This is a genomic window from Neorhizobium descurainiae, assembly GCF_051400715.1.
Taxonomy (GTDB): Bacteria; Pseudomonadota; Alphaproteobacteria; order Rhizobiales; family Rhizobiaceae; genus Neorhizobium.
Map to the genome: position 1 here is coordinate 173,707 of NZ_JBLFFK010000010.1, position 26,099 is coordinate 199,805.

Annotated in this window: 26 protein-coding genes; 13 read left to right on the forward strand and 13 right to left on the reverse strand. The window is 64.7% G+C overall.

Going from position 1 to position 26,099, the window contains the following annotated elements; genetic code table 11:
* Window positions 1-567: a thermonuclease family protein gene (locus ACMGE0_RS18615; protein WP_436817357.1), complete on the reverse strand. Its 567-nt coding sequence runs from the start codon at window positions 565-567 to the stop codon at window positions 1-3.
* A gap of 120 nt (window positions 568-687) precedes the next feature.
* On the opposite strand from ACMGE0_RS18615, the gene ACMGE0_RS18620 reads away from it, so the two are divergent.
* Both ACMGE0_RS18620 and ACMGE0_RS18625 read left to right on the forward strand, forming a co-directional pair.
* Entirely contained in the window at window positions 688-2,223 is a 1,536-nt protein-coding gene (locus ACMGE0_RS18620; RefSeq protein ID WP_436817358.1) for a sensor histidine kinase, read from the forward strand.
* 55 nt (window positions 2,224-2,278) lie between these two features.
* The gene (locus ACMGE0_RS18625; protein WP_436817359.1) at window positions 2,279-2,524 is read left to right on the forward strand and encodes a hypothetical protein; all 246 of its coding nucleotides are present in this window, start codon (window positions 2,279-2,281) and stop codon (window positions 2,522-2,524) included.
* Here the strand turns inward: ACMGE0_RS18625 and ACMGE0_RS18630 are convergent.
* Window positions 2,501-2,905, reverse strand: a complete 405-nt coding sequence (locus ACMGE0_RS18630; RefSeq protein ID WP_436817360.1) for a diacylglycerol kinase — start codon at window positions 2,903-2,905, stop codon at window positions 2,501-2,503. The two genes, ACMGE0_RS18625 and ACMGE0_RS18630, sit on opposite strands and share 24 nt — an antisense overlap.
* Window positions 2,906-2,912: 7 nt before the next feature.
* The gene (gene cobT / locus ACMGE0_RS18635; RefSeq protein WP_436817361.1) at window positions 2,913-3,944 is read right to left on the reverse strand and encodes a nicotinate-nucleotide--dimethylbenzimidazole phosphoribosyltransferase; all 1,032 of its coding nucleotides are present in this window, start codon (window positions 3,942-3,944) and stop codon (window positions 2,913-2,915) included.
* Between the two features lie 97 nt (window positions 3,945-4,041).
* Between cobT and ACMGE0_RS18640 the strand changes: the two genes are divergently transcribed.
* From ACMGE0_RS18640 to ACMGE0_RS18650, 3 genes are read left to right on the forward strand one after another with little or no spacing between them, the layout of a single operon-like run.
* Complete coding sequence (locus ACMGE0_RS18640) at window positions 4,042-4,818, forward strand: adenosylcobinamide-GDP ribazoletransferase (protein ID WP_436817392.1); 777 nt, start codon at window positions 4,042-4,044, stop codon at window positions 4,816-4,818.
* A gap of 19 nt (window positions 4,819-4,837) precedes the next feature.
* Window positions 4,838-5,059, forward strand: a complete 222-nt coding sequence (locus ACMGE0_RS18645) for a DUF1289 domain-containing protein (RefSeq protein ID WP_436817362.1) — start codon at window positions 4,838-4,840, stop codon at window positions 5,057-5,059.
* The gene (locus ACMGE0_RS18650; protein ID WP_436817363.1) at window positions 5,056-5,760 is read left to right on the forward strand and encodes a TIGR02281 family clan AA aspartic protease; all 705 of its coding nucleotides are present in this window, start codon (window positions 5,056-5,058) and stop codon (window positions 5,758-5,760) included. Before ACMGE0_RS18645 ends, ACMGE0_RS18650 begins: the two co-directional genes overlap by 4 nt.
* Before the next feature lie 12 nt (window positions 5,761-5,772).
* Here ACMGE0_RS18650 and ACMGE0_RS18655 read toward each other — a convergent pair whose 3' ends face one another.
* Both ACMGE0_RS18655 and ACMGE0_RS18660 read right to left on the reverse strand, forming a co-directional pair.
* Window positions 5,773-6,708, reverse strand: coding sequence for a hypothetical protein (locus ACMGE0_RS18655; RefSeq protein ID WP_436817364.1), 936 nt, complete (start codon window positions 6,706-6,708; stop codon window positions 5,773-5,775).
* Entirely contained in the window at window positions 6,708-7,691 is a 984-nt protein-coding gene (locus ACMGE0_RS18660; RefSeq protein WP_436817365.1) for a cupin domain-containing protein, read from the reverse strand. Before ACMGE0_RS18660 ends, ACMGE0_RS18655 begins: the two co-directional genes overlap by 1 nt.
* Window positions 7,692-7,765: 74 nt before the next feature.
* On the opposite strand from ACMGE0_RS18660, the gene ACMGE0_RS18665 reads away from it, so the two are divergent.
* Window positions 7,766-8,974 carry an MFS transporter gene (locus ACMGE0_RS18665; protein ID WP_436817366.1) on the forward strand — a complete coding sequence of 403 codons (1,209 nt, stop codon included), beginning with the start codon at window positions 7,766-7,768 and terminating at the stop codon, window positions 8,972-8,974.
* A 21-nt stretch (window positions 8,975-8,995) separates the two neighbouring features.
* On the opposite strand, the gene ACMGE0_RS18670 is transcribed toward ACMGE0_RS18665, so the two are convergent.
* From ACMGE0_RS18670 to ACMGE0_RS18690, 5 genes are all read right to left on the reverse strand, one after another.
* Window positions 8,996-9,757, reverse strand: a complete 762-nt coding sequence (locus ACMGE0_RS18670) for an ABC transporter permease (RefSeq protein ID WP_436817367.1) — start codon at window positions 9,755-9,757, stop codon at window positions 8,996-8,998.
* Window positions 9,754-10,692 (reverse strand): ABC transporter ATP-binding protein, encoded by a 939-nt coding sequence (locus ACMGE0_RS18675; protein ID WP_436817368.1) that lies wholly within the window; start codon window positions 10,690-10,692, stop codon window positions 9,754-9,756. Before ACMGE0_RS18675 ends, ACMGE0_RS18670 begins: the two co-directional genes overlap by 4 nt.
* A gap of 499 nt (window positions 10,693-11,191) precedes the next feature.
* Window positions 11,192-11,527 (reverse strand): MmcQ/YjbR family DNA-binding protein, encoded by a 336-nt coding sequence (locus tag ACMGE0_RS18680; RefSeq protein ID WP_436817369.1) that lies wholly within the window; start codon window positions 11,525-11,527, stop codon window positions 11,192-11,194.
* A gap of 12 nt (window positions 11,528-11,539) precedes the next feature.
* Complete coding sequence (locus ACMGE0_RS18685) at window positions 11,540-13,009, reverse strand: extensin-like domain-containing protein (RefSeq protein WP_436817370.1); 1,470 nt, start codon at window positions 13,007-13,009, stop codon at window positions 11,540-11,542.
* Window positions 13,010-13,217: 208 nt separating this feature from the next.
* Entirely contained in the window at window positions 13,218-15,056 is a 1,839-nt protein-coding gene (locus ACMGE0_RS18690) for a methyl-accepting chemotaxis protein (protein WP_436817371.1), read from the reverse strand.
* A gap of 212 nt (window positions 15,057-15,268) precedes the next feature.
* Here ACMGE0_RS18690 and ACMGE0_RS18695 point away from each other — a divergent pair, with 212 nt between their 5' ends.
* Genes ACMGE0_RS18695 through ACMGE0_RS18705 form a run of 3 tightly spaced genes read left to right on the forward strand, consistent with a single transcriptional unit; the run spans window position 15,269 to window position 16,776 of the window.
* Window positions 15,269-15,658 carry an acyl-CoA thioesterase gene (locus ACMGE0_RS18695; protein ID WP_436817372.1) on the forward strand — a complete coding sequence of 130 codons (390 nt, stop codon included), beginning with the start codon at window positions 15,269-15,271 and terminating at the stop codon, window positions 15,656-15,658.
* Window positions 15,659-15,663: 5 nt separating this feature from the next.
* A complete protein-coding gene (locus ACMGE0_RS18700; RefSeq protein ID WP_436817373.1) occupies window positions 15,664-16,251 on the forward strand; it encodes a hypothetical protein in 588 nt (195 codons plus the stop codon).
* Window positions 16,252-16,311: 60 nt separating this feature from the next.
* The gene (locus tag ACMGE0_RS18705) at window positions 16,312-16,776 is read left to right on the forward strand and encodes a cupin domain-containing protein (RefSeq protein WP_436817374.1); all 465 of its coding nucleotides are present in this window, start codon (window positions 16,312-16,314) and stop codon (window positions 16,774-16,776) included.
* Between the two features lie 11 nt (window positions 16,777-16,787).
* Here the strand turns inward: ACMGE0_RS18705 and ACMGE0_RS18710 are convergent, their stop codons facing one another.
* On the reverse strand, window positions 16,788-17,966 hold the full coding sequence (locus ACMGE0_RS18710; RefSeq protein WP_436817375.1) for a DUF1501 domain-containing protein: 1,179 nt from the start codon (window positions 17,964-17,966) through the stop codon (window positions 16,788-16,790).
* Between the two features lie 4 nt (window positions 17,967-17,970).
* Complete coding sequence (locus ACMGE0_RS18715) at window positions 17,971-19,440, reverse strand: DUF1800 domain-containing protein (RefSeq protein ID WP_436817376.1); 1,470 nt, start codon at window positions 19,438-19,440, stop codon at window positions 17,971-17,973.
* Window positions 19,441-19,700: 260 nt separating this feature from the next.
* Here ACMGE0_RS18715 and ACMGE0_RS18720 point away from each other — a divergent pair, with 260 nt between their 5' ends.
* The 3 genes from ACMGE0_RS18720 (at window position 19,701) to uvrB (ending at window position 25,016) form a co-directional block, all read left to right on the forward strand.
* Window positions 19,701-20,534, forward strand: a complete 834-nt coding sequence (locus tag ACMGE0_RS18720) for a hypothetical protein (protein ID WP_436817377.1) — start codon at window positions 19,701-19,703, stop codon at window positions 20,532-20,534.
* 52 nt (window positions 20,535-20,586) lie between these two features.
* Window positions 20,587-21,837: a CHAP domain-containing protein gene (locus ACMGE0_RS18725; RefSeq protein WP_436817378.1), complete on the forward strand. Its 1,251-nt coding sequence runs from the start codon at window positions 20,587-20,589 to the stop codon at window positions 21,835-21,837.
* A gap of 143 nt (window positions 21,838-21,980) precedes the next feature.
* On the forward strand, window positions 21,981-25,016 hold the full coding sequence (gene uvrB, locus ACMGE0_RS18730; RefSeq protein WP_436817379.1) for an excinuclease ABC subunit UvrB: 3,036 nt from the start codon (window positions 21,981-21,983) through the stop codon (window positions 25,014-25,016).
* A 71-nt stretch (window positions 25,017-25,087) separates the two neighbouring features.
* On the opposite strand, the gene ACMGE0_RS18735 is transcribed toward uvrB, so the two are convergent.
* Window positions 25,088-25,399, reverse strand: coding sequence for a putative quinol monooxygenase (locus ACMGE0_RS18735; protein WP_436817380.1), 312 nt, complete (start codon window positions 25,397-25,399; stop codon window positions 25,088-25,090).
* Window positions 25,400-25,594: 195 nt separating this feature from the next.
* Between ACMGE0_RS18735 and ACMGE0_RS18740 the strand changes: the two genes are divergently transcribed.
* On the forward strand, window positions 25,595-25,798 hold the full coding sequence (locus ACMGE0_RS18740; protein ID WP_436817381.1) for a hypothetical protein: 204 nt from the start codon (window positions 25,595-25,597) through the stop codon (window positions 25,796-25,798).
* Window positions 25,799-26,099: the final 301 nt, after the last annotated feature.

The window sequence follows — 26,099 nt, forward strand, 5'->3', positions numbered from 1 at the left end:
TCATTCCCAATCGATTGCCCGTTTCAGCCAGTCCACGAACGCGTCCGCGAGGTTCGGATCGTCCGTCATGCCGCGGCCGGCGCGCCAGTCTTGAGGGCTTTCGAAGCGCCCGGCCCAGAGCCCCTGCCGCTCGCGCCGGGCCGCCACCTGTTCGTCGGCATAGCGGCCGGAGGCGATCGCCAGTCCCCGCCGCACCAGGACCGCATTGATGTTTTCCGTGCCCGCGTGGCAGCGCACCAGAAGCCGGCGATAACGATCGCGGTCGCGGCCGAGGCATTCGGTCCGGGCGTCGGCGGTGAGGCGCGCCAAAAGCCGCCGCGCCTCCTTCCCGCATTCCCAGCTTCTGCCGCGGTCGTCCTCGCAGGTCTGGTCGAGTTCCGGTGCATCTATGCCCTGCAACCGCAACCGTTCCCCGCCCGCCGACAGCGTATCGCCGTCGATCGCGTAGAATGGACCCCGTATCACGCTGTCGGCCGCCTGATCCAGCTTCACGGCGATCAGCACCAGAAGAATGAGGAAGGCGGCCAGAACGACGCCGTCTCGAGCAAACCTGAATATACGCGCCACAATCCGGCCTTATTGGAAAACGGAAGCTTCAGGGAAATGGCAAACAAAACCTTTCCCGGCAGGACTCTCTTAAGGTTTTGCCCCTAGTCTCTCAACACCCGGGTAAGCAATCCAGTAGCCATGAGTAACGGCGTCAGCACCTCGACCGACAAGATCATCGTGGATCGTTCGCGCAGCCATCGCAACAAGGCTGTGTCGAAAGCCGTTCGCGCCACCCGGGAACGGCTGCAATCCAGCGCCAACGGCAACGAACTCTTCGATCGAGACATGCTCACCATGCATGTCAACGCCGTGCTGCAGGGCGCGTCCATCATGCCGCTCTTCATCGTGCTGGTGACGGCGATCGGCGTCTATCTGAACCCCGATGCCAGCCTCTTCGGCTGGGCGCTGATGATGCTCAGCCTCCATGCGATCAACGTGCTCCTGGCGCGGCGCGCAAGCCGCAGGGAAATCACCCCGGTCGACATCCGGAAATGGCGTCACCGGCTGCTCGTCGCACAGGTCCTGGTCGGCTGCGGCTGGGCGGTATTCGCGCTCCAGAGCTGCAACGCCTGCTCCGGCGACGGCTATTATTTCTACAAGGGCGCGGTGCTGCTCTTCGCGATCTCGATCACGGCGATGAGCAGCTTCATGCTGCGTCTCGGCGTCCTCTTCGGCTTCCTGCCGATGATCGCCGCACTGCTTGCCACCTCCGTCCTTTCGCGGCACGTGCTCGACATCGGCATGACGGGCATGTGCGCCACCGCCGTGGTCTTCTTCCACTATATCGCCGACCGGCTCTACCGCTCCAACCTGACGCTGATGTCGTACCAGTCGGAAAAGGACGACCTGATCGCCGAGCTGGAAGTGGCGAAATCCATGTCGGACGAGGCGCGCCGCCGCGCCGAGGAGGCGAACCTCGCCAAATCGCGCTTCCTCGCCTCCATGTCGCACGAGCTGCGCACGCCCCTCAACGCCATCCTCGGCTTTTCCGAAGTGATGAATTCCGAGGTGCTCGGCCCGCTTTCGAACCCGACCTACAAGGAATATGCCGGCGATATCCACCGCTCCGGCCAGCACCTCCTCAACCTCATCAACGAGATCCTCGATCTGTCACGCATCGAGGCCGGCCGTTACGACCTCAGCGAAGAGGCGCTGTCGCTCCTGGAGGTCGCGGAGGATTGCATCGGCATGGTGCAGCTTCGCGCCAGCGGCAAGAACATCGCCATCCGCGAACAGTTCGAACAGCATCTGCCGCAGGTCTGGGCCGACGAGAAATCCTTGCGCCAGGTGCTGCTGAACCTCCTCTCCAATGCGGTCAAGTTCACGCCGCAGGGCGGCGAAGTCACCGTCAAAGTGGGCTGGACGGCCGGCGGCGGACAATATGTGGCGATCAAGGACAACGGCCCCGGCATTCCGGAGGAGGAAATCCCCGTCGTTCTTTCGGCCTTCGGCCAGGGCTCGATCGCCATCAAGAGCGCCGAACAGGGCACCGGCCTCGGCCTGCCGATCGTGCAGGCGATCCTCGCCAAGCACGACGGCCAGTTCATCCTGCGCTCGAAGCTGCGCGAAGGCACCGAGGCGATCGCCATCCTGCCGGCGACCCGCGTGCTGCAAACCGTTCCGGCCGTCGCCGACGCACCGGCCGTCGACCGCCGCCGGAGAAGCTTCGCGTAAGGATTTGAAGGCGGCCGGCCTTTTGTGAATGCATGGATTCGTGCACAATACCCCCATGACAAAACTTCTCGACCGCGCCATCGAAGCCGCCAGGGAACTTCCTGCCGAAATGCAGGACGAGATTGCCGGTATTCTCCTGAGATTGATCGGTGAAGATGGGCCTGTCTATCAGCTGACACCGGAGGAAGAGGCTGATCTGAAAGAAGCTCTTGCCGAAGCGAAACGCGGCGAATTTGCGACTGAGGACGAAGTCCGGGCTGTTTTCGCCAAATACGGTCTACAAGACGTGCCAGAAGCCTAAGCTCCGCACCACCACATAAAGCGCGAAAAACCCGTTTGCGCAGAGCAGGCAGAAGACGGCGAAGGAACCCAGATCCTTCGCGTGCCGGCCGACTGCCGAGATTTCCGGCGATATCCGGTCGACCAGTTCCTCGACCGCCGTGTTGAGCGCCTCCACCGAAAACAGCACCAGCATCAGGATGACATAGACGAGGTAATCGGCCGGTTCGGCGCCGACGATCGCAAAGAGGACGAGCCCGGCCGCAAAGGCGATCACCTCGTGCCGGAATGCCTCCTCCCGCCACAGCCTCGCAAGCCCCTGCATCGAATAGCGTGTCGCGGCGATGATCCGGCGGATGCCGCTCGCCCTTTCGATATCGCTGTCGAGCGGCGTCTTTTCCATCCGGACCTCAGTGGCTCGTTTCGGAGCTCTTGTTGCTGACGCCCGCCTGCTCGAAGGTCGCCATGCCGGAATGGCAGGCGGCCGCCGCCTTGACGATGCCGGCCGCGAGCGCCGCACCCGTCCCTTCGCCGAGCCGCATCCCGAGCGCCAGAAGCGGCGTCTTGCCGAGCTTCTCGATGGCGCGCAGATGCCCCGGCTCGCCGGAGACATGGCCGATCAGGCAATGGTCGAGGGCTGCCGGATTGGCCGCCTTGAGGATGGAAGCGGCGGCCGTCACCACGTAGCCGTCGAGCAGGACGGGAATTTTCTCCACGCGGGCGGCGAGAATGGCGCCGGCGATCGCCGCGACCTCACGGCCGCCGAGGCGGCGCAGCACTTCCAGCGGATCGGACAGATGGTCCTTGTGGAATTCGACCGCCTGCTTGACGACCGCAATCTTGCGTTCCAGCAACTCGCCGTGCGAGCCGGTGCCGGGGCCGACCCAGTCCTCCGCCTCGCCGCCGTAGAGCGCGAGGTTGATCGCCGCGGCGACCGTCGTGTTGCCGATCCCCATCTCGCCGATGCATAGAAGGTCGGTGCCGCCGGCGATCGCCTCCATGCCGAAGGCCATGGTCGCGGCGCAGTCGCGTTCGGAGAGCGCCGCCTCCGTCGCGATGTCGCCGGTCGGATAGTCGAGCGCCAGGTCGAAGATCTTCAAGCCCAGGTCATGAGTCACGCAGATCTGGTTGATCGCCGCCCCGCCGGCTGCGAAATTCTCCACCATCTGCTGTGTCACCGAGGAGGGATAAGGCGTGATGCCGTGCCGCGTCACGCCGTGATTGCCGGCGAAGATCGCTACGAGCGGCCGGTTGACGGCCGGCGCCCTTCCGGTCCAGGCGGCGAGCCAGAAGGCGATCTCTTCCAGCCGCCCCAGCGCGCCCGGCGGCTTGGTGAGCTGCGCGTCGCGCTCGCGCGCCGCCACCAGGGCCCGCGCATCCGGCCCCGGAAGGTTGGCTAGCAGGACACGGAAATCGTCGAAAGGCAGGCCGCTCACGCTCATCTGAAGTCTCTCTATGTCTCTCGATCGGAAAACTTGTGTTTCCCGGCAAATCGCGCTTCTGTGCGCTTCTCATAGTCGGGTCAGCACGGAGGGACAACTGCCAAACGCGACGGAATTCATTGCGGACCTCGCCCGCTCGGTGGGTTTCTTAAGCCGCCTGCCGGTGCCGGACCGGTTCTTCCGCGGCCATGACGGCACGATCTCGCGTGCCGTTCGGGCCTTTCCGGTCGCCGGTCTGATGATCGCGCTCGTCCCCGCCCTTTTGATGCTCCTGCTGCAATCCGGCGATCCCCTGGTGGCAAGCCTGATCGCGCTCGCGCTCATGACGCTGCTTACCGGCGCGCTGCACGAGGACGGCCTGGCGGATGCCGCAGACGGGCTCGGCGGGGGGCACGACAGCGAGCATGCGCTTGCGATCATGAAGGACAGCCGCATCGGCAGCTATGGCGTCGTGGCCCTCATTCTCTCCTTCGGGCTGCGGGCCGCCTCTCTTTCCGCCCTTGCCCGCTACGAGCCTGCAGCCGCCGCCCTTGCCCTGCTCGGCACCGCCGCCTTCAGCCGCGCCGTCATGGTCGCCCATTGGCATGCGCTTGCCTCCGCCCGGGAAGGCGGCGTGGCGGCCAGCGCCGGCCTGCCGGAGGAAAGCGCCCGCAATCTGGCGCTCGTCGTCGGCACTGCCGCGGCCATCGTCCTCACAGTGCCTGTCCTCGGCGTGCCCAAGGTGCTGCTGTCGCTCATCGCCGCTGCGGCTGCCGGTTTTGGCTTCACCCGCCTCGTCCGGAAAAAGCTCGGCGGCCATACGGGCGATACAATCGGCGCTACACAACAGATAAGCGAGATCGTGATGCTCGCCAGTCTTGCCCTCCTCGCCTAGAATCTCGATATATTCCTTCATGATCTCGCCCTGCATCCTCGTCTGTTCCATCGACATGAAGACCGGCTACTGTTTCGGCTGCGGACGCACGCGCGAGGAAATCGCCGCCTGGATGGACTATTCCGACATGGAACGCCGCGAACTCATGGAAATCCTGCCCGCCCGTCTCGAAACGGTGGAGCGCCGGCCCCGGCGCGAAACGCGCCGCCGGCGCATGGCCCGGGAGCGGGATAACGCATGAACGCGCTCACCATCATCCTCGTCGTCCTCGGCATCGGGCTCGTACTCCTCATCTTCAACCACGATACCGGCCAGACGTTCGGGATCGCCAACGAGGATTTCGGCCAGATCATCTATCTCCTGCCGATCGCCGGCCTGCTTTCCGTCGGCATTCTCGCCGGCCGCCGCGGCAATGCCGGACAGGTGCTGCGCAACATCGCCATCTGGCTCCTGATCGCGCTCGGCCTCGTCGCCGCCTATCTCTACCGCGACGACGCCCGCAATGTCGGCGCCCGCATGGTGGCGGGCCTGCTGCCCGGCACCGCGGTGGTGGTGACGACGAGCGAAGGCCGCAACGAGGTGATCATCCACAAGACGCGCGGCAGCCATTTCCAGACCAATGTCCGCATCGAGGGCAAGGCGCTGCCGATGCTCGTCGACACCGGCGCCAGCACCGTCGTGCTTTCCTATGACGATGCCCGCGCCATCGGCATCGACCCGCAGGACCTGAACTACACCGTCAGCGTCATGACCGCCAACGGCCGGGCGATGGCCGCGCCGGTCCGCCTCGAAGAGGTCGCCATCGGCCCGATCGTGCGAAGAGGCATCCGCGCCATGGTGGCGGAGGACGGGCAGCTCGAAGAAAGCCTGCTCGGCATGAGCTTCCTCTCCACGCTCGGTTCGCTGCAGATGCAGACGGACGAGCTCCGGCTGAGAGACTAGCAGGGCCGGCGGCTATCGCGGCTCGTCCGGATAAGGCCATTGGGAGAGCCGCTCGACCGGAACAACCGCGGCATTGTCCTTGCGGCAAAGGCAGACATCGGTGCCTGCGGGATGGAAAGCGGGGCGTTCGGCGAACTTTCCGGGCACAAGGGCAACCGGGTTCAGCGTGTCGGCGGCAAGGAAAAGATGCGCGTCCCGGGATGAGAGGGCGATCCGCCGCCCATCCGGTGACCAGGCGGGTTGCGAAAAGTAAGGATCCGGCCCCAGGATGCGCTCGCATCGGCTGGCGCCGGTCGCGATGTCCTTCACCACCCATTTGAACGGCCGTTCAAAAAGCGCATAAACGGGGTCGGCGATGATATAGCTGCAGAGAACTCTGTCTCCGCAGGGCGAGATGTACATCCCGTTGGTGAAAGTATTGCCCATCAGTTCCCGCATCTTCCTGGCTTCGATGTCCAGACTGCAGAGCACCTCGCCAACCGGGTCGCGGTCGGTTCTGGCAGGAATTAGGCGGACGACCGTCAACAGGTCCTTTCCAGGCGTCAGATGAAGCGCGCGCAATGAGGAGCCGGCGTGAAACGGCCTGGAGACTTCGCGGCCGTCGCGAGGGTCGAGCCGCTGAAGCAAGCCTTGCCAGGTTGCGAAGAGAAAGGTTCCATCGGCGAGCAGCACGCCGCCGTCACCCTCGCCAATCGGCTCGGTCTGCCAGAGGATACGGCCCGTGCTGTTGCATAGGCCGAAATGGCGCCCGGAGGTGTCGGTGGCGACGATCCTGCCCTGGGCCTCGACCAGGTCCGAGCAATATTTGATCTTCGCCGTCCAAAGCTTCGTCGGCGTCAGTTGCCCGTTGGAAGCCCGTCGCAACGCGTATTTCTCAATCCGGTTGCTGACTGCTGCGACAATGGCGATACCGTCCTCGACGAACAGGGCGCGATCGACGGTCTTCATCAGCCGAATTCCGGAATCGCTTCGGCCATTCCCTCGCCCTTCCTGCGGAACCGGCTGGGCGGCGCGCCGATGATGCGCTTGAAGGCGCGGCTGAAGGAAGCCTCGGCATCATAGCCCAGCCGCTCGGCGACGACGGAAACCCGCATTCCGTCTTTCAGCCATTGCCGCGCTTGATGCATGCGAACCCGCGCCACATAGCGCGCCGGCGTTTCGCCCACAACCTTGAGGAACCGTTCGGCGAAGCCCGAGCGGGAAACGCCCATGATCCGCGCCAGCGCCGCCACACTCCAGTCCCGGTCCGGCTCAAGGTGGATCGCCGCAAGCACGCGGCCGACGTCCGGGTTGCGCACCGCGGCGATCCAACCCGTCGTGTCGCCGCAGCCATGCTCCACCCAGGTGCGGATGAGCGTCGCGGTCAGCACGTCGGCCAGGCGGGCGAGAATGCCGCCCGCACCGACCCGGTCCATCTCCACCTCGCGCGCCATCGCGTCCAGCAGATGCGGAATGGCCGGTTCGCTCTTCGCCAGAGCGCTGGTCAGCATCGCCTCCGGCATCATCTGCAGAAGCGGATGCAGCCTGTCCATGTTGAACCGCATGGACGCGGTGAAGGCGAGCGCACCGCCCCCGACATCGGCGCATTGCACGTCGAAGACGCCCTGACACACCTCCTTGCGCCCGAATCGTTCAAAGGGCGTCGGCGTCAGGCCCGGCGTGCTCGCAAGCACATGGGCGTCGCCGCGCGGCAGAAGCACCGCGTCTCCCGCCTCAAGCGGCAGCCATTCGCCGGACGGCATCTGAACCCAGCAGCTGCCGCAGCCGATGAAGTGGAAACGCGCTGCCTCCTGCGCCGGAAAGGACGTCGCCCAGGGTTCGGCAAGCCGGCAGCGGCCGTATTCGACGCCGTCGAGCCTCAGGCCCCGCAGCATCTCGCTGAGCGGATCGGTGAAATCTTCCGGTTCTTTTTTGGACGATCTGTCAAGCATGTCGGATTTTCTAGCATAGAAACTACAGGCTGTCACGCCTAACTCTATGACTCCTCCCAACATAGGAAACGACCATGACAGATTACACCCTGGAACAGGAAAGTCCGTCGTCCGACGCCAAGAGCAAGGCCGCATGGGATGCGGTCGTCTCTCTGGCGCTCGGCGTCTTCGGCCTCGTCACCGCGGAATTCCTGCCGGCGAGCCTGCTCACCCCCATCTCCGCCGATCTCGGCATCAGTTCGGGCACGGCGGGGCAAACCGTCACGGTGACGGCCGTCGTCGCGGCCTTCGCCGGTCCCGGCATCGTCATCGGCACACGCAGCCTCAACCGGCGCTGGACGCTCTTCGGCCTGACGGCGCTGCTCATCATCTCCAGCGCATTGGCGGCGATCGCCAACGGCCTCTTCCTGCTTCTCCTGTCGCGCGTCCTGCTCGGCATCGGGCTCGGCGGCTTCTGGGCCATGTCGGGTGCGCTTGCCATGCGGCTCGTGCCCATGGACCTGCTGCCGCGGGCGATGGCGATCATCTTCACCGGCGTGTCGGTCGCGACGGTTACCGCCGCTCCGCTCGGCGCCTATATCGGCTCCACCCTCGGCTGGAGGGCAGCCTTCGTGCTGGCGGCCGCTGTCGGCGTGCTCGCGCTGCTGGTGCAGGCCGTCACCGTACCCTCGCTGCCGCCTGCCGGACATGCGGGGCTCGGCACGCTGGCCGCCGTCCTGAAGCGTCCGAAAATCCGCATCGGCCTCTTCGCCACGCTGTTCATCGTCGCAGGCCATTTCGCGGGCTTCACCTATATCCGTCCTTATCTGGAAGAAATTCCGCGGCTTGATGTCGACATGCTCTCTCTCGTCCTGCTCGCCTTCGGCATCGGCGGCTTCTTCGGCAATATCGTCGGCGGCATGATCACAGAGCGCAGCGCCACCCTCGGCGTCGTGTTCGCCGCCGGCCTGATTGCGGTCGCCGCCGTGATCCTCGCCTCGCTCGGGGCATCCGGCATGGCTTCGGCAGTGGCGGTCACGCTGTGGGGCTTCGCCTTCGGCGCATTGCCGGTCAGCATCCAGAGCTACATCACCCGCACGGCTCCGGACGAGGCGGAAAGCGCCGGCGCCCTGCTGCTCACGACGTTCCAGATCGCCATTTCCAGCGGCGCGGTGCTCGGCGGCGTCCTGATCGACCTGCAGGGACCGATCGGCGTGATGTCCTTCCTCGGCGTCGCGAGCCTTCTCGGCGCATCGGTCATGGTCGCCCGCGGCGGCCGGCAGGTGCAGCTCAGCCAGGGCTGACGGACGGAATACCGGCTGCGGTCAGCTCCGCAGCCGGTATCCGGTCTTGAAGATCCAGCCGAGGATCGACAGGCAGATCGCCAGGAACAACCCGATCATGCCGAGGCTGATCAGCGGATTGACGTCGGCGATCTCGTAAAAGCTCCAGCGGAAGCCGCTGACGAGATAAAGCACCGGGTTGAAATGGCTGACCGCCTGCCAAAAGGGCGGCAGCATGTCGATCGAATAGAAGCTGCCTCCCAGGAAGGTCAGCGGCGGCACGACCAGCATCGGCACGATGTTGAGCTGCTCGAAATTCTTAGCCCAGATGCCGATGATGAAGCCGAACAGGCTGAAGGTCACCGCCGTCAGCACCAGGAAGACGATCATCATGAACGGATGGGCGATCGAGATGTCGACGAAGAAGGAAGCGGTCGCGAGAATGATGAGGCCGATGATCAGCCCCTTGCTCGCCGCCGCCCCCACGTAACCGAGCAGGATTTCCGTCATGGCGACCGGGGCCGAGAGTATTTCGTAGATCGTGCCGGTGAATTTCGGGAAATAGATGCCGATCGAGCCGTTGGCGATGCATTGCGTGAGCAGCGTCAGCATGATCAGCCCGGGCGTGATGAAGGAGCCGTAGGAGACGCCCTCGATCGTGTCGATGCGCGAGCCGATCGCCGTGCCGAAGACGATGAAATAGAGCGAGGTGGTGATGACGGGCGAGATGACGCTCTGCAGCAGCGTGCGCTGCATGCGGGCCATCTCGAAGAAATAGATCGACTTGATCGCTTCGAAATTCATGCCTTCTCTCCCGCTTTTTCCCCGACGAGCGCGACGAAAATGTCCTCGAGCGAACTCTGCCGCGTGGAGAGGTCGCGGAAATGAATGTCCTCGGCGGCAAGCGCCGCAAGAAGCGAGGCGATGCTGCCCTGCCCTTCCTCGCCCTGGTACTCGTGGACGAGCGCCGTGCCCTCGTCGGAAAGCGTCAGGTTGTAGAGCGCAAGGCTGTCCGGCATCGCCTTCAGCGGTTCGGAGAGTTCGAGCCGGAGCTGCTTGCGGCCGAGCTTCTGCATCAGCGCCGTTTTCTCTTCGAGCAGCAGCAGCTTGCCGCCGTTGATGACGCCCACCCGGTCGGCGATCTCCTCCGCCTCCTCGATGTAATGGGTGGTGAGGATGATGGTGGTGCCGTTTTCGCGCAGCCTTTCCACCACCTGCCACATCTCGCGGCGCAGGTTGACATCGACGCCGGCGGTCGGCTCGTCCAGGAAGAGGATCTTCGGCTCATGCGCCAGCGCCTTGGCGATCAGCACGCGCCGCTTCATGCCGCCGGAAAGCTCGCGCAGCATGTTGTCCTTCTTCGACCAGAGCGAGAGATCCTTCAAAATGCTTTCGATCAGCGCCGGGTTTGGCTTCTTGCCGTGCACGCCGCGGGAAAATCCGACCGTATTCCAGACGGTCTCGAACATGTCGGTCGTCAGTTCCTGCGGCACGAGACCGATGAGTGCCCGCGTCGTGCGGAAATCCCTGACGACGTCATGGTCCGCCACGAGCACCTTGCCGCTCGTCGGATTCACCAGCCCGCAGATGATCGAGATCAGCGTCGTCTTGCCGGCGCCGTTCGGGCCGAGCAGCGCCAGGATCTCGCCCTGCTCGATGTCCAGATCGATGCCCTTGAGCGCCTGGAACCCGTTTTCGTAGGTCTTGGTGAGGTTTTTGATGGAGACGATGGGAGCCATGCGGAACAGGTCTTCTCATGGAATCGATTTGCGGAATTCGCCGCCAATATAGGTAACGCAACCCGCCAGACCATCCCCGCAGGAAGAATATTGCGTTCGCTTTTCCTGACCAATCCGCTTCGAACGATGATGATCGAAAGAATCGGATCGGGATATCGGGATCAAGATCAGGAAAATACCGAATCCGTTTCACGCCGAGCGTGGTCGGAGCCATCCTGGTTCTCCGGCGGGAGAGGCCGGAAAAGAAAGCAGGAGCGTCGCCGCGCCTGTCATCTTTCCGTGACGTTCATGCAGCATTGTTCCCGCCAGGCAAGCAACGGTCCCGCCCCTACGCCGCACGCAACCTTCGCGCGACCGTCATGACCAAAGCGTTTCAGACCCTCTCATTTCCGCTTGCCGCGCATGCATCGTTTTTGAGTATGAGTTCTCGTTTTCGGAGGCACGGCTTCTCCCCGCGAACCCGTCTCCGCCCTTGCCGGCCTCCGCGCCGGCTTTCTTTTTATGTATGGCGCTTGCTTTTTCCCGAATTCGGCAGCGCATGCCGCCACGCCGTCTCGAGCGCATCCTTGAGATCGGCTTCCTCGAGCCCGGAAAGGACGGCCGTCGTCCAGCCCTGCCGGCCCCAGGCGTTGGGAACCGGAAAGAAGGCGTCCGGCAGCATCATGCATTTGAACTGCTGCTCGTCGGGCGTGAACTTGAAATTCGCCGTCAGACCGTCGGCCGCAAGCGTCACGTAGATGCGCTTCACCTTGAACGCTGCCCGGTCGAAATGCGGCGCCTCGACGGTTCCTTCGAGGGAAAGGGCCAGGCGGCGCAGCATGTCGGCGGTGGCCATGGTCGAGCAACCTCAGCTGCAATAGCGCCGGCCGGCCTTGCGCGAGCGCAGGTCGAAATGGAAGTGGTTCCAGTGCTCCGCATTGCTGCCGGGGCCGAGCACGGTACTGAAATACTTGCAGCTGTCGCTGCGCACCGCCTTCAAAAGCCCGCCTTCGCGGAACGAGAAGAGGCCTTTCTTGCGCACGGAGATCGCGTGGCCGTCCTTCAGCACGATCTGGCCGATGTCGATCGCATTGCCCTTGGCGTGCTCGGACATCGGATTGTAGCGCTGGCGGCTGTTGTTCATGCGCCGGCAGGAATAGCCGCCCATGGGGACGATCCTCCTCACGCCGGTAAGATAGCGCAGACGCGCGGACGGCGCGAGCTCGTTCTTGACCCATTTGGCGAAAGCGAGCGTCGTCTGGCAATTGAGCGTGACCGCCGGCTTGACGTCGATATTGCCCGAAAGCCCGGAGAGTTTGACGGGATAGTCGATGCCGCAGCTCGGGCCCTGCGAGATGCGCGGGCGGTCCTCGAACTCGACGCCGAGGCGGCGCAGCTCCGCGCGGCAGCTCACTTCCGAGCGGGGCATGACACCTCTGAGCCAGGGCTGGTCGCGCCGGCTCATCGGCCCGCTGTCGTCGATCGGGCCGCGGTCGTTGACGGGATTGTCGGGCCGAAGCATTGCCACCTGCTGCGTGCCGGCGGCGGGCGCGCGGCCTGGCGGAACGACACGCGAGCCGTCGCCCCAGGTCATGCCCGGAGGGGTCATGCCGCCATTCGTCGTGTCCCTCTGCAGACCGGCGCCCTGCCGTTTCGGCGGCACGACGACGCGGCCATCATCGGTCAGGGGCTCAGAGATCGGCTGGCGGCGCGGCTGGAGGGCGACCGGATTGTCCGTGCCGACGCCGTCGACCACCGGCTGATCGCCGACGCCCTCGGCGATGTCGGAATCCTCTTCCTCGGCAAGCCCGGTGACACCGCTCTCGTCGGGACCGAAGCCGAATTCGGCGTCCATGTTGACGCCCTCTTCCGGGATGGTCATCGGGCCGGCACCTGCCCCGGCCTGGCTCGCGGAGCCCTGCCGCCCCGAAATCTGCATCGCCTCGTCGCTGTCGATCATCGGCAGGCGGCCCTGGCGCGCGGAGCTTCCCGGCTGCGTCACCGGTGCCTGCTGCGAAGAAGGCGCATCGAGCGGCGCGGACTGCACGGCTTCCGGCGCCCGCAGATATTGCCCGCCGTCATCGGGATAGCCGCCGCCGGGATTCGGCGCGTTCATGTAGTCGACGCCGCTCGCCTGCGAGACGGGCGCGGAGCTCATCCGGTAGGCCTGCTGCGAAACCGGCTCGGGCGGAACGTCGCGCATCGGCTCGATCGCACCGACGCGCATGCCGTTGTCGATCGGCGCGGGCGGCACGAGATCCCCCGCGGAACAGGCAACCAGCATCGTCGAGACCATCAGCCAGCCCGCGGCCCGCCGAGAAAGGGAAGCATACGCCATACCAGTTGCCACTCTTCCGGTGCCGAAATGACACATTTCCGGATTTTAGGGAAAGCCGGTAAACGAAAGCTTGCGCAAACAAGGCCTTTTCTGGACCTTTTCGAGAGGCGTGATTACCCCAAAACGGCATGGGCATCGCCTCACACCCGGCAAAAGCAAACCCGCCGGAACCCATGGATCCGGCGGGTCTTGTCAGCGGCCTCGGTCGTCAGGCGGCGCGGGGGCGGGACGCGGTACCGTAGGCCGCCCCCTTGCCGTCGTTGCCGAGCCGGAAGGCCGAAAGCAGGCCCTGCAGCTGCAGGCTCTGCTCGGCGAGCGTCTGGCTCGCCGCCGTGGTCTCTTCCACCATCGCGGCGTTCTGCTGGGTCATCTGGTCCATGTGGTTGACGGAGGAGTTGATCTCCTGCAGGCCGGTCGCCTGTTCGCGGGCGGCGGTGGCGATCGTCTCCACATGCGCGTTGACCCGCTCGACCAGCGTGGCGATCTCGATCAGCGCGTCGCCGGTCGAGCGTACCAGCGCGACGCCGCCTTCCACCTCGCGGGCGGAATTGCCGATCAGTTCCTTGATCTCCTTGGCGGCATTGGCGGAACGCTGCGCGAGCTCCCGCACCTCCTGCGCCACGACCGCGAACCCCCGGCCCGCCTCGCCGGCGCGCGCCGCCTCGACGCCGGCATTCAGCGCCAAGAGATTGGTCTGGAAGGCGATCTCGTCGATGACCGAGATGATCTGGTTGATGCGGTTGGACGAGTCTTCGATACGGCCCATGGCGTCGATCGCGTTGCGGACGATCTGGCCCGAACGGCCGGCGCTTTCCTTCGTCTCGTTGACCATGGTGCGCGCCTCATGCGCCCGTTCCGACGCGGTGCGGACGGTGGCGGTGATCTCGTCGAGCGCGGCGGCGGTCTCCTCAAGCGAGGCGGCCTGCTGTTCGGTACGCCTGGAAAGGTTGCCCGTCGCGCCGGAAATGTCGGAGGCGCTGTCGCGCACCACCAGGCTCGTTTCGGCAATCGCCCCGATCGCCCGGTGCAGCGAACCGACCGCCGCGTTGAAGTCATGGCGGAGCTTCGCGTAATCCTCGCCGATATCGGCAAGCGTGACGGAAAGGTCGCCGTCCGCCAGGGCCTCCAGCGCCCGCCCGAGTTCGCCCATCGCCCGCGCTTGACGTTCGGCCGCGGCGGCCATCGTCCGCTCGTTGCCGGAACGCTCGTCCGCCAGCGCGCGGGCCTGCTCGGCCTCGCGGGCCTGCAGTTCGGCGCGCTCCTCGACGCTGTCGCGCAGCACGACCAGCGCCCGCGCCATCTCGCCCATCTCGTTCTTCTGGTCCGTGCAGGGCACGGCGACACCCGCCTCGCCCGAGGCGATCGACTGCAGCACATGCCTGATCTTGCCGATCGGCCCCGTGACGCTTCTCACGACGAAAGCCGCGCCGCCGATCAACACCAGGGCGCCGACGCCGAAGATCGAGGCGAAGTTGATTGCGTCGCGGCGGAACATGGCATGCAGGTCGTCCACATAGACGCCGGTGCCGACGATCCAGCCCCAGGGCGCGAAGCCGGCCACATGCGAGTATTTCTCGACCGGCTCCTCGGCGCCCGGCTTCGGCCAGTAGTAGTCGACGAAGCCCTTGCCGCTCGCGCTCGCCTTCACCGTGTTGACGAATTCCACGAACAGGAACTTGCCGTTCGGATCCTTGTCGCCCGAAAGGTCCTTGCCGTTCATCTCCGGCTTGATCGGATGCATGACCATGCGCGGCAGCATGTCGTTGATCCAGAAGTAGCCGGTTCCGTCGCCGTAGCGCATGACGGAGATGACCGCCTTGGCTTCGGCCTGCGCCTCGTCGCGGGTCATGGCGCCCGAAGCTTCCATCGCCTGATATTTCTTCAGCACCGTCAGCGCGGCGTCGTTCATCTGGGCAAGGCCCGCCTTGCGTTCCCGCTCCGACGAGGCATAGCTCTGGAACAGGCTGAAGATCATCGCGCCGCCCAGGATGACGAGCGACAGAAGCACAAGGCAGTAAAGCCGCCAGGAAATGGTGAAACGTTGCATGCTACCCCCCTTATTCGTATTCGCCTCAAATTCTAACGATCGAAGGTTACCAGGTAGTGAAACACCACAACGATCGCGCAATGCGCGCATTAGCCTCACCTAAACTTTTGATGAAAAACACTTTTCGGGAAGAGTTTTCTTCTCCTGCCGGCACCGCTAGTCTCTTGCCGGGAGGAATCGCCCTGAAAACCGCCGAAGCAAGAGGGACAGCCATGACCGAAACCAAGAAGCCGACCGGCGAATTGACGCTCCGCACGCTTGCCATGCCGGCGGATGCCAATGCGGCCGGGGACATATTCGGCGGCTGGGTCATGGCCCAGATGGACCTTGCGAGCGGCATCCGCGCCGCCGAGCGCGCCCGCGGCCGGGTGGTCACCGCCGCGGTCAAGGAAATGGCCTTCGAGCTGCCGGTGAAGATCGGCGACACGCTCAACGTCTATACGGAGATCACCCGCGTCGGCCGCACATCGATCATGCTTTCCGTCGAGGCCTGGGCGCATCGAGCCCGCCACCGGATCCTGGAAAAGGTCACGGCCGCGACCTTCATCATGGTGGCGCTCGACGAGGACGGCAAGCCGACGCCGGTCCCCGCGGAGGAATAAGGGAAATGGACGCTCCGACCGCCGCAGAAACCTTCACCCATATCCGCATCGTGATGGGCATGGTGGTCAGCCTCAGCCTCGCGCGGCTCCTGAACGGGCTTGCCGGCATCGTGCAGCACCCCAACGCCGCCCGCATTTACGCCGTCCATCTCGGCTGGGTGGCGTTCATGTTTCTCTTCCTGGTGCATTTCTGGTGGTGGGAATACCGGCTGCACGGCCTGCCCGTCATCGAGTTCACCACCTATCTGTTCCTGATCCTCTTCTGCGCGCTGTTCTTCTTTCTCTGCGCCCTCATCTTCCCCACCTCCATGCAGGACTATGACGGCTACGAGCATTATTTCATGTCGCGCCGGAAATGGTTCTTCGGCTTCCTTGCGGGAATGCTCGTCACCGACTTCGTCGATACGGCGCTCAAGGGCCGCGACTATTTCCTGTCGCTCGGCCCCGAATATCCGGCGCGTACCGCGCTCTATATCGTTCTCAGCCTGATCGCCGTGATGACTGCCAACCGGCGCTATCATGCGGTCTTCGTGATCTTCGCGCTCGCCTACCAGCTCTACTGGATTTTCAGGGTCTACGACATCATGACCTGAGGCCGGCGGTCGGCCGGGGCCCTATATGAGACTGTTCGAATTCGAACAGAGGTAATCGCCATGAGCAGCACGGAAACGAAGGAGTTCGTTCTGGCCGGCGTGGTCATGAAGCTCCTGCTGTCGGGCAGGCAGACCGAAGGCCGGTTCTGCCTCCTGGAAAACGTCAGCGGCGGAAATACGAAGACGCCCATCCACGTCCACGCCGGAGACGATGAAGCCGTCTACGTCATCGAGGGCGAGTTGACCGCCGTGATCGACGGAGAGGCCCACCGGCTGGCCGCCGGCCAGAGCGTCTTTCTCAAGCGCGGGGTGCCGCATCAACTCATGAATACGAGCGGCCGGCCGGCACGCTATATCCTGATCGATACGCCGCCTCTCTTCGACGCGTTCCTGGAGGAAGCCGGCCACAAACTCCGGCAGGGCGAGGTTGTCGGACCGCCGACGCCCGAGGAAATCGACCGCCTTCGGACGGCATCCTCGAAATTCGGCATCACCCTGCTGCCCGGCTGGCCCGCCGGGGATTGATTGTACCCGCTTCACCCCCTCAGATAAGCCGAGGACTTGTCGAAGGTGAGGCCCGGAAAGACCTTGGCGGTGAGATTGTCGGGGTCGATGCCGAACTGCCGGTAGAGCATGGCGGCGGCGACCTCGCGCACGTCACCGGTCGGCATCAGGTCGCGCCGGTCGAGCAGCCTGTCGTCGGAAAGGCCGGGCCACGTCCCCAAAACCTTGCCGCCCGGGATGGCGCCGCCGGCCAGAACCGCAAGCCCGCCTGTCCCGTGGTCGGTGCCGTTGGTGCCGTTCTCGCGGGCGGTCCGGCCGAACTCCGTCATCGCCAGCACCGCGGTCTTTCTCCAGACTTCCTCGCCCATCGCATCCTTCAGCGCGGTGACGGCGGCCGCCAGCCCATTCACCGCCTTTGCGAACTGCCCCTTCTGGCCCACATGCGTGTCCCAGCCGTTGATCGAGAAGCTGGCGATCCTGTAGTCCTCGCGCAGCATGCCGCCGGCAAGCCGCGCCATGTCGGCGATGCCCGCCCCGCGCTTTTCGTCGCCATAGAGGGAATCGGCGGACATATCCGTCTTCTTCGCTTCGGCCATGGCTCTCGCGAAGGCCTCGTCTCCGGCATAAAGCCGGTCGAGGAAGGCGATCTCGTCCTCGGCGAGCGCGAAATTGCTCTGGCTCGACCAGGAATCCGCCTCGTTCGGGCCGCTGAGGATCAGTTCCATCGAAGTATTGATGTCGATCGCCTTGCGCGCGTCCGATCTGGGGATGGCCGCCAGCGTCCGGTTCAGCCAGCCGGTGCGTTCGCTCTTGTCGCTGCCGCCGGTCTCCAGCATGTCCTGCCCGTCGAAATGGCTGCGCTGGTTACGATAGGGCGTGGAAACCGCATGCACGAAGGAGAGCTCGCCCGCCCGCCACAGCGGCATCAGCGCCGACGCGGCCGGATTGAGGCCGAAGAAGCCGTCGAGATCGAGGAGGCCCGTTTCGGGCGTCAGCCCCAGCTTGGGCCGAAGCGCCGCATAGGCCGGATCGCCATAGGGCTGCACCAGATCGAGCCCGTCCATGGCGCCGCGCAGGATGATCGTGACGAAACGGTTGTCGCCCGGCGTGGCGGCGAAGGTCACCGGCGTGAGAATGGGCGCGGCCGCCGCGCAGCAGGCGCCGGCCAGGAAGCCGCGACGGGACAACAGGACACTCTCTCGAAAAGTCATCGGGTCATCTCCTGTTGAATTCGGGGGATGCAAGAACCATGGTGATGCCGTGCACCTTGCTCGGCGCCTGCGCTACGATCTGGCGGGTCTCCGGCCGCGTGGCATCGCCGAGCGCCGCCTCCAGAAACGCGGAGGGCTCCATCTTCTGCCCGAAGGTTCGGGCGATCAGGCGCGACCAGGCGATCCGTTCGCTGAGCTGGCTTGCCGACAGCCAGACGCCTGCCTCGTCGGCGAACCCCGCCGGGCTCGGCGGCTGCCAGACCGGCTGTCCCATGCGCTGCAGGGCGCCGAGCGTCAGGGCGTTCGCCCGCCTGGCCTTTCGCCTTGCCTCTTCCCGCGTCGCGACGGCGCCGGCCATTTCCATGGCCTTGCCCACCGGCCCCTCGTCCTCGTCGTCCAGGTCGCTCACGAGACTTGCGAAATTCTTTTCCGGCAGGCCGAGAGCCCTGAAGCCGGAAACGACGAATTCGAAGGGCTGCTTGATCTTCCGGCCCGGCTCCGCCCAGGCGCGCGGATGGGAAAGCATGGCGCGGTAGACTTCCGTGAGATTGCCCTGGCTCCCGGTCCAGGTTTCGACCATCGGCTCCACCATGTCGTCCGGGGGATCGTCGGCGATGAAATGCCGGACGAGCTTGCGGGAGACGTGCCGGGCGGTTTTCGGATCGCCTGCCAGATCCTCCAGCATCAGGACATGATCCTGGCCGTCGCCTTCGTCGTCCTCATAGGTGCGGCCGAGCAGCGTGATCGGCCCGGCTTCCGCGAGCTGCGGCTGGTAGACCACTTCAAGCGTACGGTTGTCGACCGTGAGGCCCGTCAGGACGAGGGCGGCGGCGCGCACGTCGTCCTGCGTATAGCCGCTGCCGGCGCCGAGCGTGTGGAGTTCCAGGAGCTCACGGCCGAGATTCTCGTTGAGGCCGCGGCGGTTCCGGCGTCCCGCGGGCGAGTCCGGCCCGACGCTCTGGTTCTGGTCGAGATAGATCAGCATGGCCGGATGCTGGATCGCCGCCGAAAGCAGTTTGGAGAAGGAGCCGCCGATATTCGGCCGGATCGCCTGCGCCTCGTAAAGCGGCACGATCATGCGCATCGGCAGGGCTTTGAGGACGCTGGTCGAGAAATGATCGACCCAGAAACTTGCAAGGCGCTCGTAAAATCCGAGCGGGGAATGCACCGCATGGGCCATCCGCGCCATGGCATCGAGACGGTAGGTGCGCTGGACCTCCCGCTGCGTTTCTCGGCGGATGCCCTCATTGGGATTGCCGGCCCTGCGGGCCTTCGCCTCGGCAGCGAGCACCGAAAGAACGCGCGTCGCATTCTCGAGCCGGCCGGCCGCTCCCTCACGGGGAAACCCGGGCTTTTCCGACGCTCCCTCCTCGATCTGCGCCAGCAGCGCTTCGGCATCGGCGGGCGGCTCTTCGCCCGGGCGAAGACCGTAGCCGAAGCGGATTGCGGCCAAGGTCGGGTTTGAAAGAGCCATGCGGTCAGTCCTCGTCTGGCATCCCTGTCCGGGAGCATCTTCAAGGTCGGCGACAATTGTGGTGGAAACGGTCGAAAATTGCGGCCATTTCGCGACATGGACATTTTGTAATCCCCGTTGCGGATCGCCCGCGCATGTCCCCGCGTACAACCGCCAAATCTCCTTAAGGTTGCATGCGATAAGTTTTCAATCAGAAACACTTGTGCCTTTATGTATTGCGTGAGGGGACAAGAAACATGCCGGGAATTTTTCATGTAGTCATGAGCATGGCCGCAGTAACGGCAGCTCTGGCCGGCTGTACTCCGTCGATCGCCGGCGGGCCGAACCTCGCCCAATACAATAGCGTCACGACGGCTTATTTTGCCGGAGGATATGCGCCTTCCCGGCTGGAGGCCTATCACACCGCCACCAGCGAGATCGACAGAAGGGCCCTGCGGAACTCGATCGTGCTCAGCGCCATGGGCTCGATCGACATCCAGTATGCGAAGTTTTCGGCGGAATTGACACAGGAAAGTCAGGGCGTCCCCTTCGTCGCCACGCTGACGAGCCTGTCGCTCAGCGGCGCGGGAACGCTTGCCGCCACCAAAACCGCCAAGACCGTGCTCGCCGCGGTCGATACCGGCATCAAGGGCGCGCATGCGGCCTACGACAAGAGCATTCTTTCGGAGAAGACGATCCAGTTCCTGCAGAAGCAGATGCGCGCGAACAGGAACGGCGTGCGTTCGTCGATCCTCGACAAGCTGGCGCTGGACACGGCCGCATACCCGCTCGAACTCGCCCTGATGGACGTCAACGACTATGCGTCGGCGGGCACGATCACCGCGGGCCTGATCGGCATCGACGAGCAGACCTCGCAATTGCTCGCCCGCACCGAAGAAACCAGAACCGAGACCATCTACGCCTATGCCGCCGACGAGGCCACCGGCCTCATCCTCGACTATCTCCGGAGCGGCGAAGCAGCCCAGCAGGCGGTGCTCGGATGGCTCCGCGGGAACAACATGAACGCCGATCTCACGCAGTTTGTGCACGCCCCGCAGTTCGCCACCGCCCGGCGCCGGTTCGTGGAGGCTCGCGGACTGAAGAAGCCGGGCTGACGCCGATGCGGCCGATGCCAAGCTCTCGACAAAGACCATGGAGGAGGAATTCATGACGATCACCGGCGTACCTGAAGCAGGCCTGGCCGACGTGCTTTTCACCATTCGCATCAGCGGCATGACGGTGACGTCGATCGAGAAGACGACCGACGGGACCTATACCGTCGTGTATGGCCCGGGCGCCGGCGCAGCTTCGACCCGCCAGCCAAATCCGGAAGCCCCCAGACCCCCGCCAAGGCCGCCCGTTCCCAACATGGACGACCCCGCACCGCCGCCCGCGGGATCGCCGGACAACTTCGTGCATGCCCGCGTCATGGCGTCGAGGATCATCCTTTACGTCGACGCGCAGGGGCGAGAACAGGTCCGCGAAGGCGGATCGAGATCATGGCGCAACTGCAATCCGGGCAATATCAGGAAAGGCGATTTCTCGATCAATTGCGGCGCGATCGGCGACGACGGCAGCTTCGCGATATTTCCCGACGAGGCAACCGGCATGGCCGCGATCGTCGCGCTTCTCAAGACCGCGGCCTATGCCAGGCTCACGCTCAGGGACGCCGTCTTCCGCTACGCGCCGCCCGGGGACGGGAACAATTCGCAGGAATACGCCGATTTCATCCACCGTGAAACGGGCATCGCGCTCGCAACGGTGCTGTCGACCTTGAGCGAACGGGATCGGAAGAAGGTCGCGCAGACGATCCAGAAGATCGAGGGCTGGATCAAAGGCACGGTGCGGCCGAACGCGCCGCCGGCCCCGCTGATCGGCCGGACACCGGACGTTCCTTCCTCCGCCGCCTCCGCCTCGAACGACTGGATGGCGGTCGCGCGAAGGGAGGCGGCCCTGCCCGCGGGAGAAAGGAGCCAGTGGCGCGATCCCGGCGAAAATCCCCGCATCCTTCTTTATTTCGAGGTCTGCGCTCCCTGGTTCGATCCGGTCGGCGGCGACGAGGTGGACTGGTGCGCGGCCTTCGTCAACTATTGCCTGATCACCAGCGGCCATATGGGCACCAATCACCCCGGCGCCCGCTCCTTCTTCTGGAACAAGAACAACCAGTTCAAGAGGCTGCCCGCTCCGGCCGTCGGGGCGATCGCGGTCCGCCGTTATGCGCCGTTCGACGATGCCTCCTGGTCCACGGGAACGGGACATGTCGGCTTCGTGACGGGATGGACGCAGGACAGCGTGACCCTGCTCGGCGGCAACCAATCCGACACGGTGCGGGAGATGGCCTATCCGCTGGTCGAAAAGGATTCCACCGGCGCCGTCCTCTCGGAATTCGTCGCCTGGATGATGCCCGTCATCGTTTGACCCGCGTCCGAGATGCAGGCCTGGCGCCGGCAGCATCGTCCGCCCTGCCTCATCCCCGTCCGGCGAAAACCCGTTTCCCTTTTGTACTTGTTTTGTAACCCGGCCCCCTTCCCTTTCGGCGTGACTTTCTCCATATTCGGCGCATGGCCAGATCACCGAAAAAATCCCCCACCTCGAGCCCCGGTTTCGAGGAAGCCCCGCAATCGTCGTTCGAAGGCGCGCCGCTCTCCGGCTCCGTCGCCGACTGGGTGAGGCAGCTCGAGGCGGAAGCGGAAGCTTCTTCCGTCGAGACGCAGCGCGAGATCGCCTCCAAGGCCGGCAAGCACCGCAAGAGGATCGAGATCGAGGCCCGCCAGGAGGCGCAGAAGCAGGCCGAAAAGGCCGCTCCGAAGACCGCGAAGAACACCACCGCCTCGAAGACCGCTCGCGGCGTGTCGATCGGCGCCTCGTCGGATCCGAAGACGCGCGCCCGCGCCGGCCTCAACCCGGTCGCCGGCCTCGACGTCTCGCTCGAAGACGCGCAGTCGCTCGCGCCCGGCGCCGTCACCGCCACGGTGGAAGCCCTGTCGAAGCTGATCGAGAGCGGCAATCCGCTGTTCAAGAACGGTCAGATATGGACACCGCACCGGCCCGAACGCCCGGAAAAATCCGAGGGCGGCATTCCCATCCGCATGGTCACCGACTACAAGCCCTCCGGCGACCAGCCGACCGCCATCGCCGACCTCGTCGAGGGCATCAACTCGGGAGACCGGTCCCAGGTCCTGCTCGGCGTCACGGGCTCGGGAAAAACCTTCACCATGGCCAAGGTGATCGAGGCGACGCAGCGCCCGGCCGTCATCCTCGCGCCCAACAAGACGCTCGCCGCGCAGCTCTATTCGGAATTCAGGAACTTCTTCCCGAACAACGCGGTCGAATATTTCGTCTCCTATTACGACTACTACCAGCCGGAGGCCTACGTCCCGCGCTCCGACACCTATATCGAGAAGGAATCGTCGATCAACGAGCAGATCGACCGGATGCGCCACTCGGCCACCCGCGCCGTGCTCGAGCGCGACGACTGCATCATCGTCGCCTCCGTCTCCTGCATCTACGGTATCGGCTCGGTCGAGACCTATACGGCAATGACCTTCCAGATGACGGTCGGCGACCGGCTCGACCAGCGCCAGCTCCTCGCCGACCTCGTCGCCCAGCAATACAAGCGGCAGGACATCAATTTCGTGCGCGGCTCCTTCCGCGTGCGGGGCGACACGATCGAAATCTTCCCCGCCCACCTGGAAGATGCCGCCTGGCGCATTTCGATGTTCGGCGACGAGATCGACGCGATCACCGAGTTCGACCCGCTGACCGGCCAGAAGACCGGCGACCTGAAATCGGTGAAGATCTACGCGAATTCGCACTACGTGACGCCGCGCCCGACGCTCAACGGCGCCATCAAGGCGATCAAGGAGGAGCTGAAACTCCGCCTCGCCGAGCTGGAAAAGGCCGGCCGCCTCTTGGAGGCCCAGCGGCTGGAACAGCGCACCCGCTACGATGTCGAAATGCTGGAGGCGACCGGTTCCTGCGCCGGCATCGAGAACTATTCGCGCTATCTCACCGGCCGCCGCCCCGGCGAGCCGCCGCCCACCCTCTTCGAATACATCCCCGACAACGCGCTGATCTTCATCGACGAAAGCCACGTCACCGTGCCGCAGATCGGCGGCATGTATCGCGGCGACTTCCGCCGCAAGGCGACGCTCGCCGAATACGGCTTCCGCCTGCCGTCCTGCATGGACAACCGCCCGCTCCGCTTCGAGGAATGGGACGCCATGCGGCCGCAGACCATTTCCGTTTCCGCCACGCCCGGCGGCTGGGAGATGGAACAATCCGGCGGCGTCTTCGCCGAACAGGTCATCCGCCCGACCGGCCTCATCGATCCGCCGGTGGAAGTCCGCTCCGCCCGTTCCCAGGTGGACGACGTGCTCGGCGAAATCCGCGAGACCGCCGCCAAGGGGTATCGCACGCTCTGCACGGTGCTCACCAAGCGCATGGCGGAAGACCTCACCGAATACCTGCACGAACAGGGCATTCGCGTCCGCTATATGCATTCGGACATCGACACGCTGGAGCGCATCGAGATCATCCGCGATCTCCGCCTCGGCGCCTTCGACTGCCTCGTCGGCATCAACCTGCTGCGCGAGGGCCTCGACATTCCCGAATGCGGCTTCGTCGCCATCCTCGATGCCGACAAGGAAGGTTTCCTGCGCTCCGAAACCTCGCTCATCCAGACGATCGGCCGCGCCGCGCGAAACGTCGACGGCAAGGTCATCCTCTATGCCGACACGGTCACCGGCTCGATGCAGCGCGCCATAGACGAGACCGCCCGCCGCCGCGAAAAGCAGATGGAATACAATACCGCCAACGGCATCACGCCGGAATCGGTGAAGGCAAAAATCTCCGACATCCTCGATAGCGTCTACGAGCGCGACCATGTCCGCGCCGACATTTCCGGCGTCTCCGGCAAAGGGTTTGCCGATGGCGGCCATCTCGTCGGCAACAATCTGCAGGCGCATCTCAACGCGCTCGAAAAGCAGATGCGCGACGCCGCCGCCGACCTCGACTTCGAAAAGGCCGCCCGTCTCCGCGACGAGATCAAACGCCTCAAGGCCGCCGAGCTCGCGGTCATGGACGACCCGATGGCGAAGGAAGAGGCTCGGTCACAGGAAAGCGGTAAAGGCGGAGCGAGGAGCCGCCGCGAGTCGATCTCCCCCCTTGAGGGGGAGATGTCCGGCAGGACGGAAGGGGGTGGTGCCCCACCCACCCATAAGTCTTTGTTTGCCAAACCCTCCCTCGACGACATGGGACCGGGCACCGATACGCCCACTCCGCTCTTCCGCAAGCCGCATCTCGACGAAATGGGCCGTGACATCGCCGAACCCGCAAAGGGCGGCCTCTTCCGCAAGAACACGCTGGACGAAATGACCGTCGGCCGGACGGAAAAGCCGGTCACGGGCAAGCTCCCGCCGAAGCCGGAGACCGAAGCCGGCAACCGCTTCTCGCCGCTTCCGGAGGGGCAGCCGGAGCGCGACGATGGCGCGCGGCCGGTTGTCAGAGGAAAAATAGGCGCCGGCTCCTACGAAGATGCTGGCGAGCAGAAGCGCAAGGGACGGACAAAGGGCAAGACCGGCCGGCCAGGGCGGTAGCCGCGAGTCTCTTCTCCCCTCGGGGGAGAAGATGCCGGCCGGCAGATGACGGGGCGGCGACGTTCCCACCCTCACCCGAACCGCTCATCGATATGCTGCACCTGCTCGGAGATCACGTTGTCGATCACCACATGCGAGAGCAGTTTCGGACCGACGGCCCAGAGGGCGCGCATATGGTCGGTATCCTCGTGGCGGCGATGCGCCTCCTCGCTGGTGAAGGCTTCGGCGAGCAGGATCCTGTCCGGATCGTCCGGCATGGGCACGAGCTCGATGTAGAAGCAGTCCGGATCGAGCCTGCTCTGCTCGAGATGATCCCGCGCCGCCTCCAGATATTCCGCCCGCTTTCCGGGCTTGGTCGTAAAGAAGCCGACGATGACCTTCATTCCACCCTCCCTCGCTTTGCCGAAAGGAAGATGGAGCGGGTCTGGCGTGCGGGCAAGGGTGGGTCGTGGATGACGATAGGCGAGCCGCCGCCCCTTCCACCACCTCCAACCGCCCAGGTCTCAGACCCCGTTAAATCTCCTTCAACCTCCGCATGGCATTGGCATATCCGCCACGCAACAGAAGGAGAAAGACGTATGGCGCTGATCGGCTTCAAGAACACCCACAATCAGCCCGTCTACGTCAATCCCGCGCAGGTGGCCTATGTGACGACCTTCGAAGAGGACGTGACGATCATCGCGCTCGCCCTCACCGGCACGGGCGGCAAGCCCATCGCGCTTTATGTCCGCGGCCATGTCGACGCCGTCCAGCAGAAGCTCGGCGGCACCGCGCCGCGCTAGGCGGCAGGCGCTGCCTCACCACACTCCCTCTAGCCTTCTGAGCTTGTCGAAGGGCGGCCATCTCCCCCACAGGTGGGGAGATCACAAGCGGCGGCCCTTCCCGCCAAACCAAGGATGTGCCGGACAGCAGAGCTTATTGCTTGGGGAAGCCGGCGCCCCCATTCGATCTCCCCCCTTGCGGGGGAGATGCCCGGCAGGGCAGAGGGGGGTGTGGCGGCATCCACCGGGACCGATGGATAAAACTCAAACCCGTCCCAGCCTTATCAATCACTTGACCTCTTTCTCATCCCCGCCCTCTCGC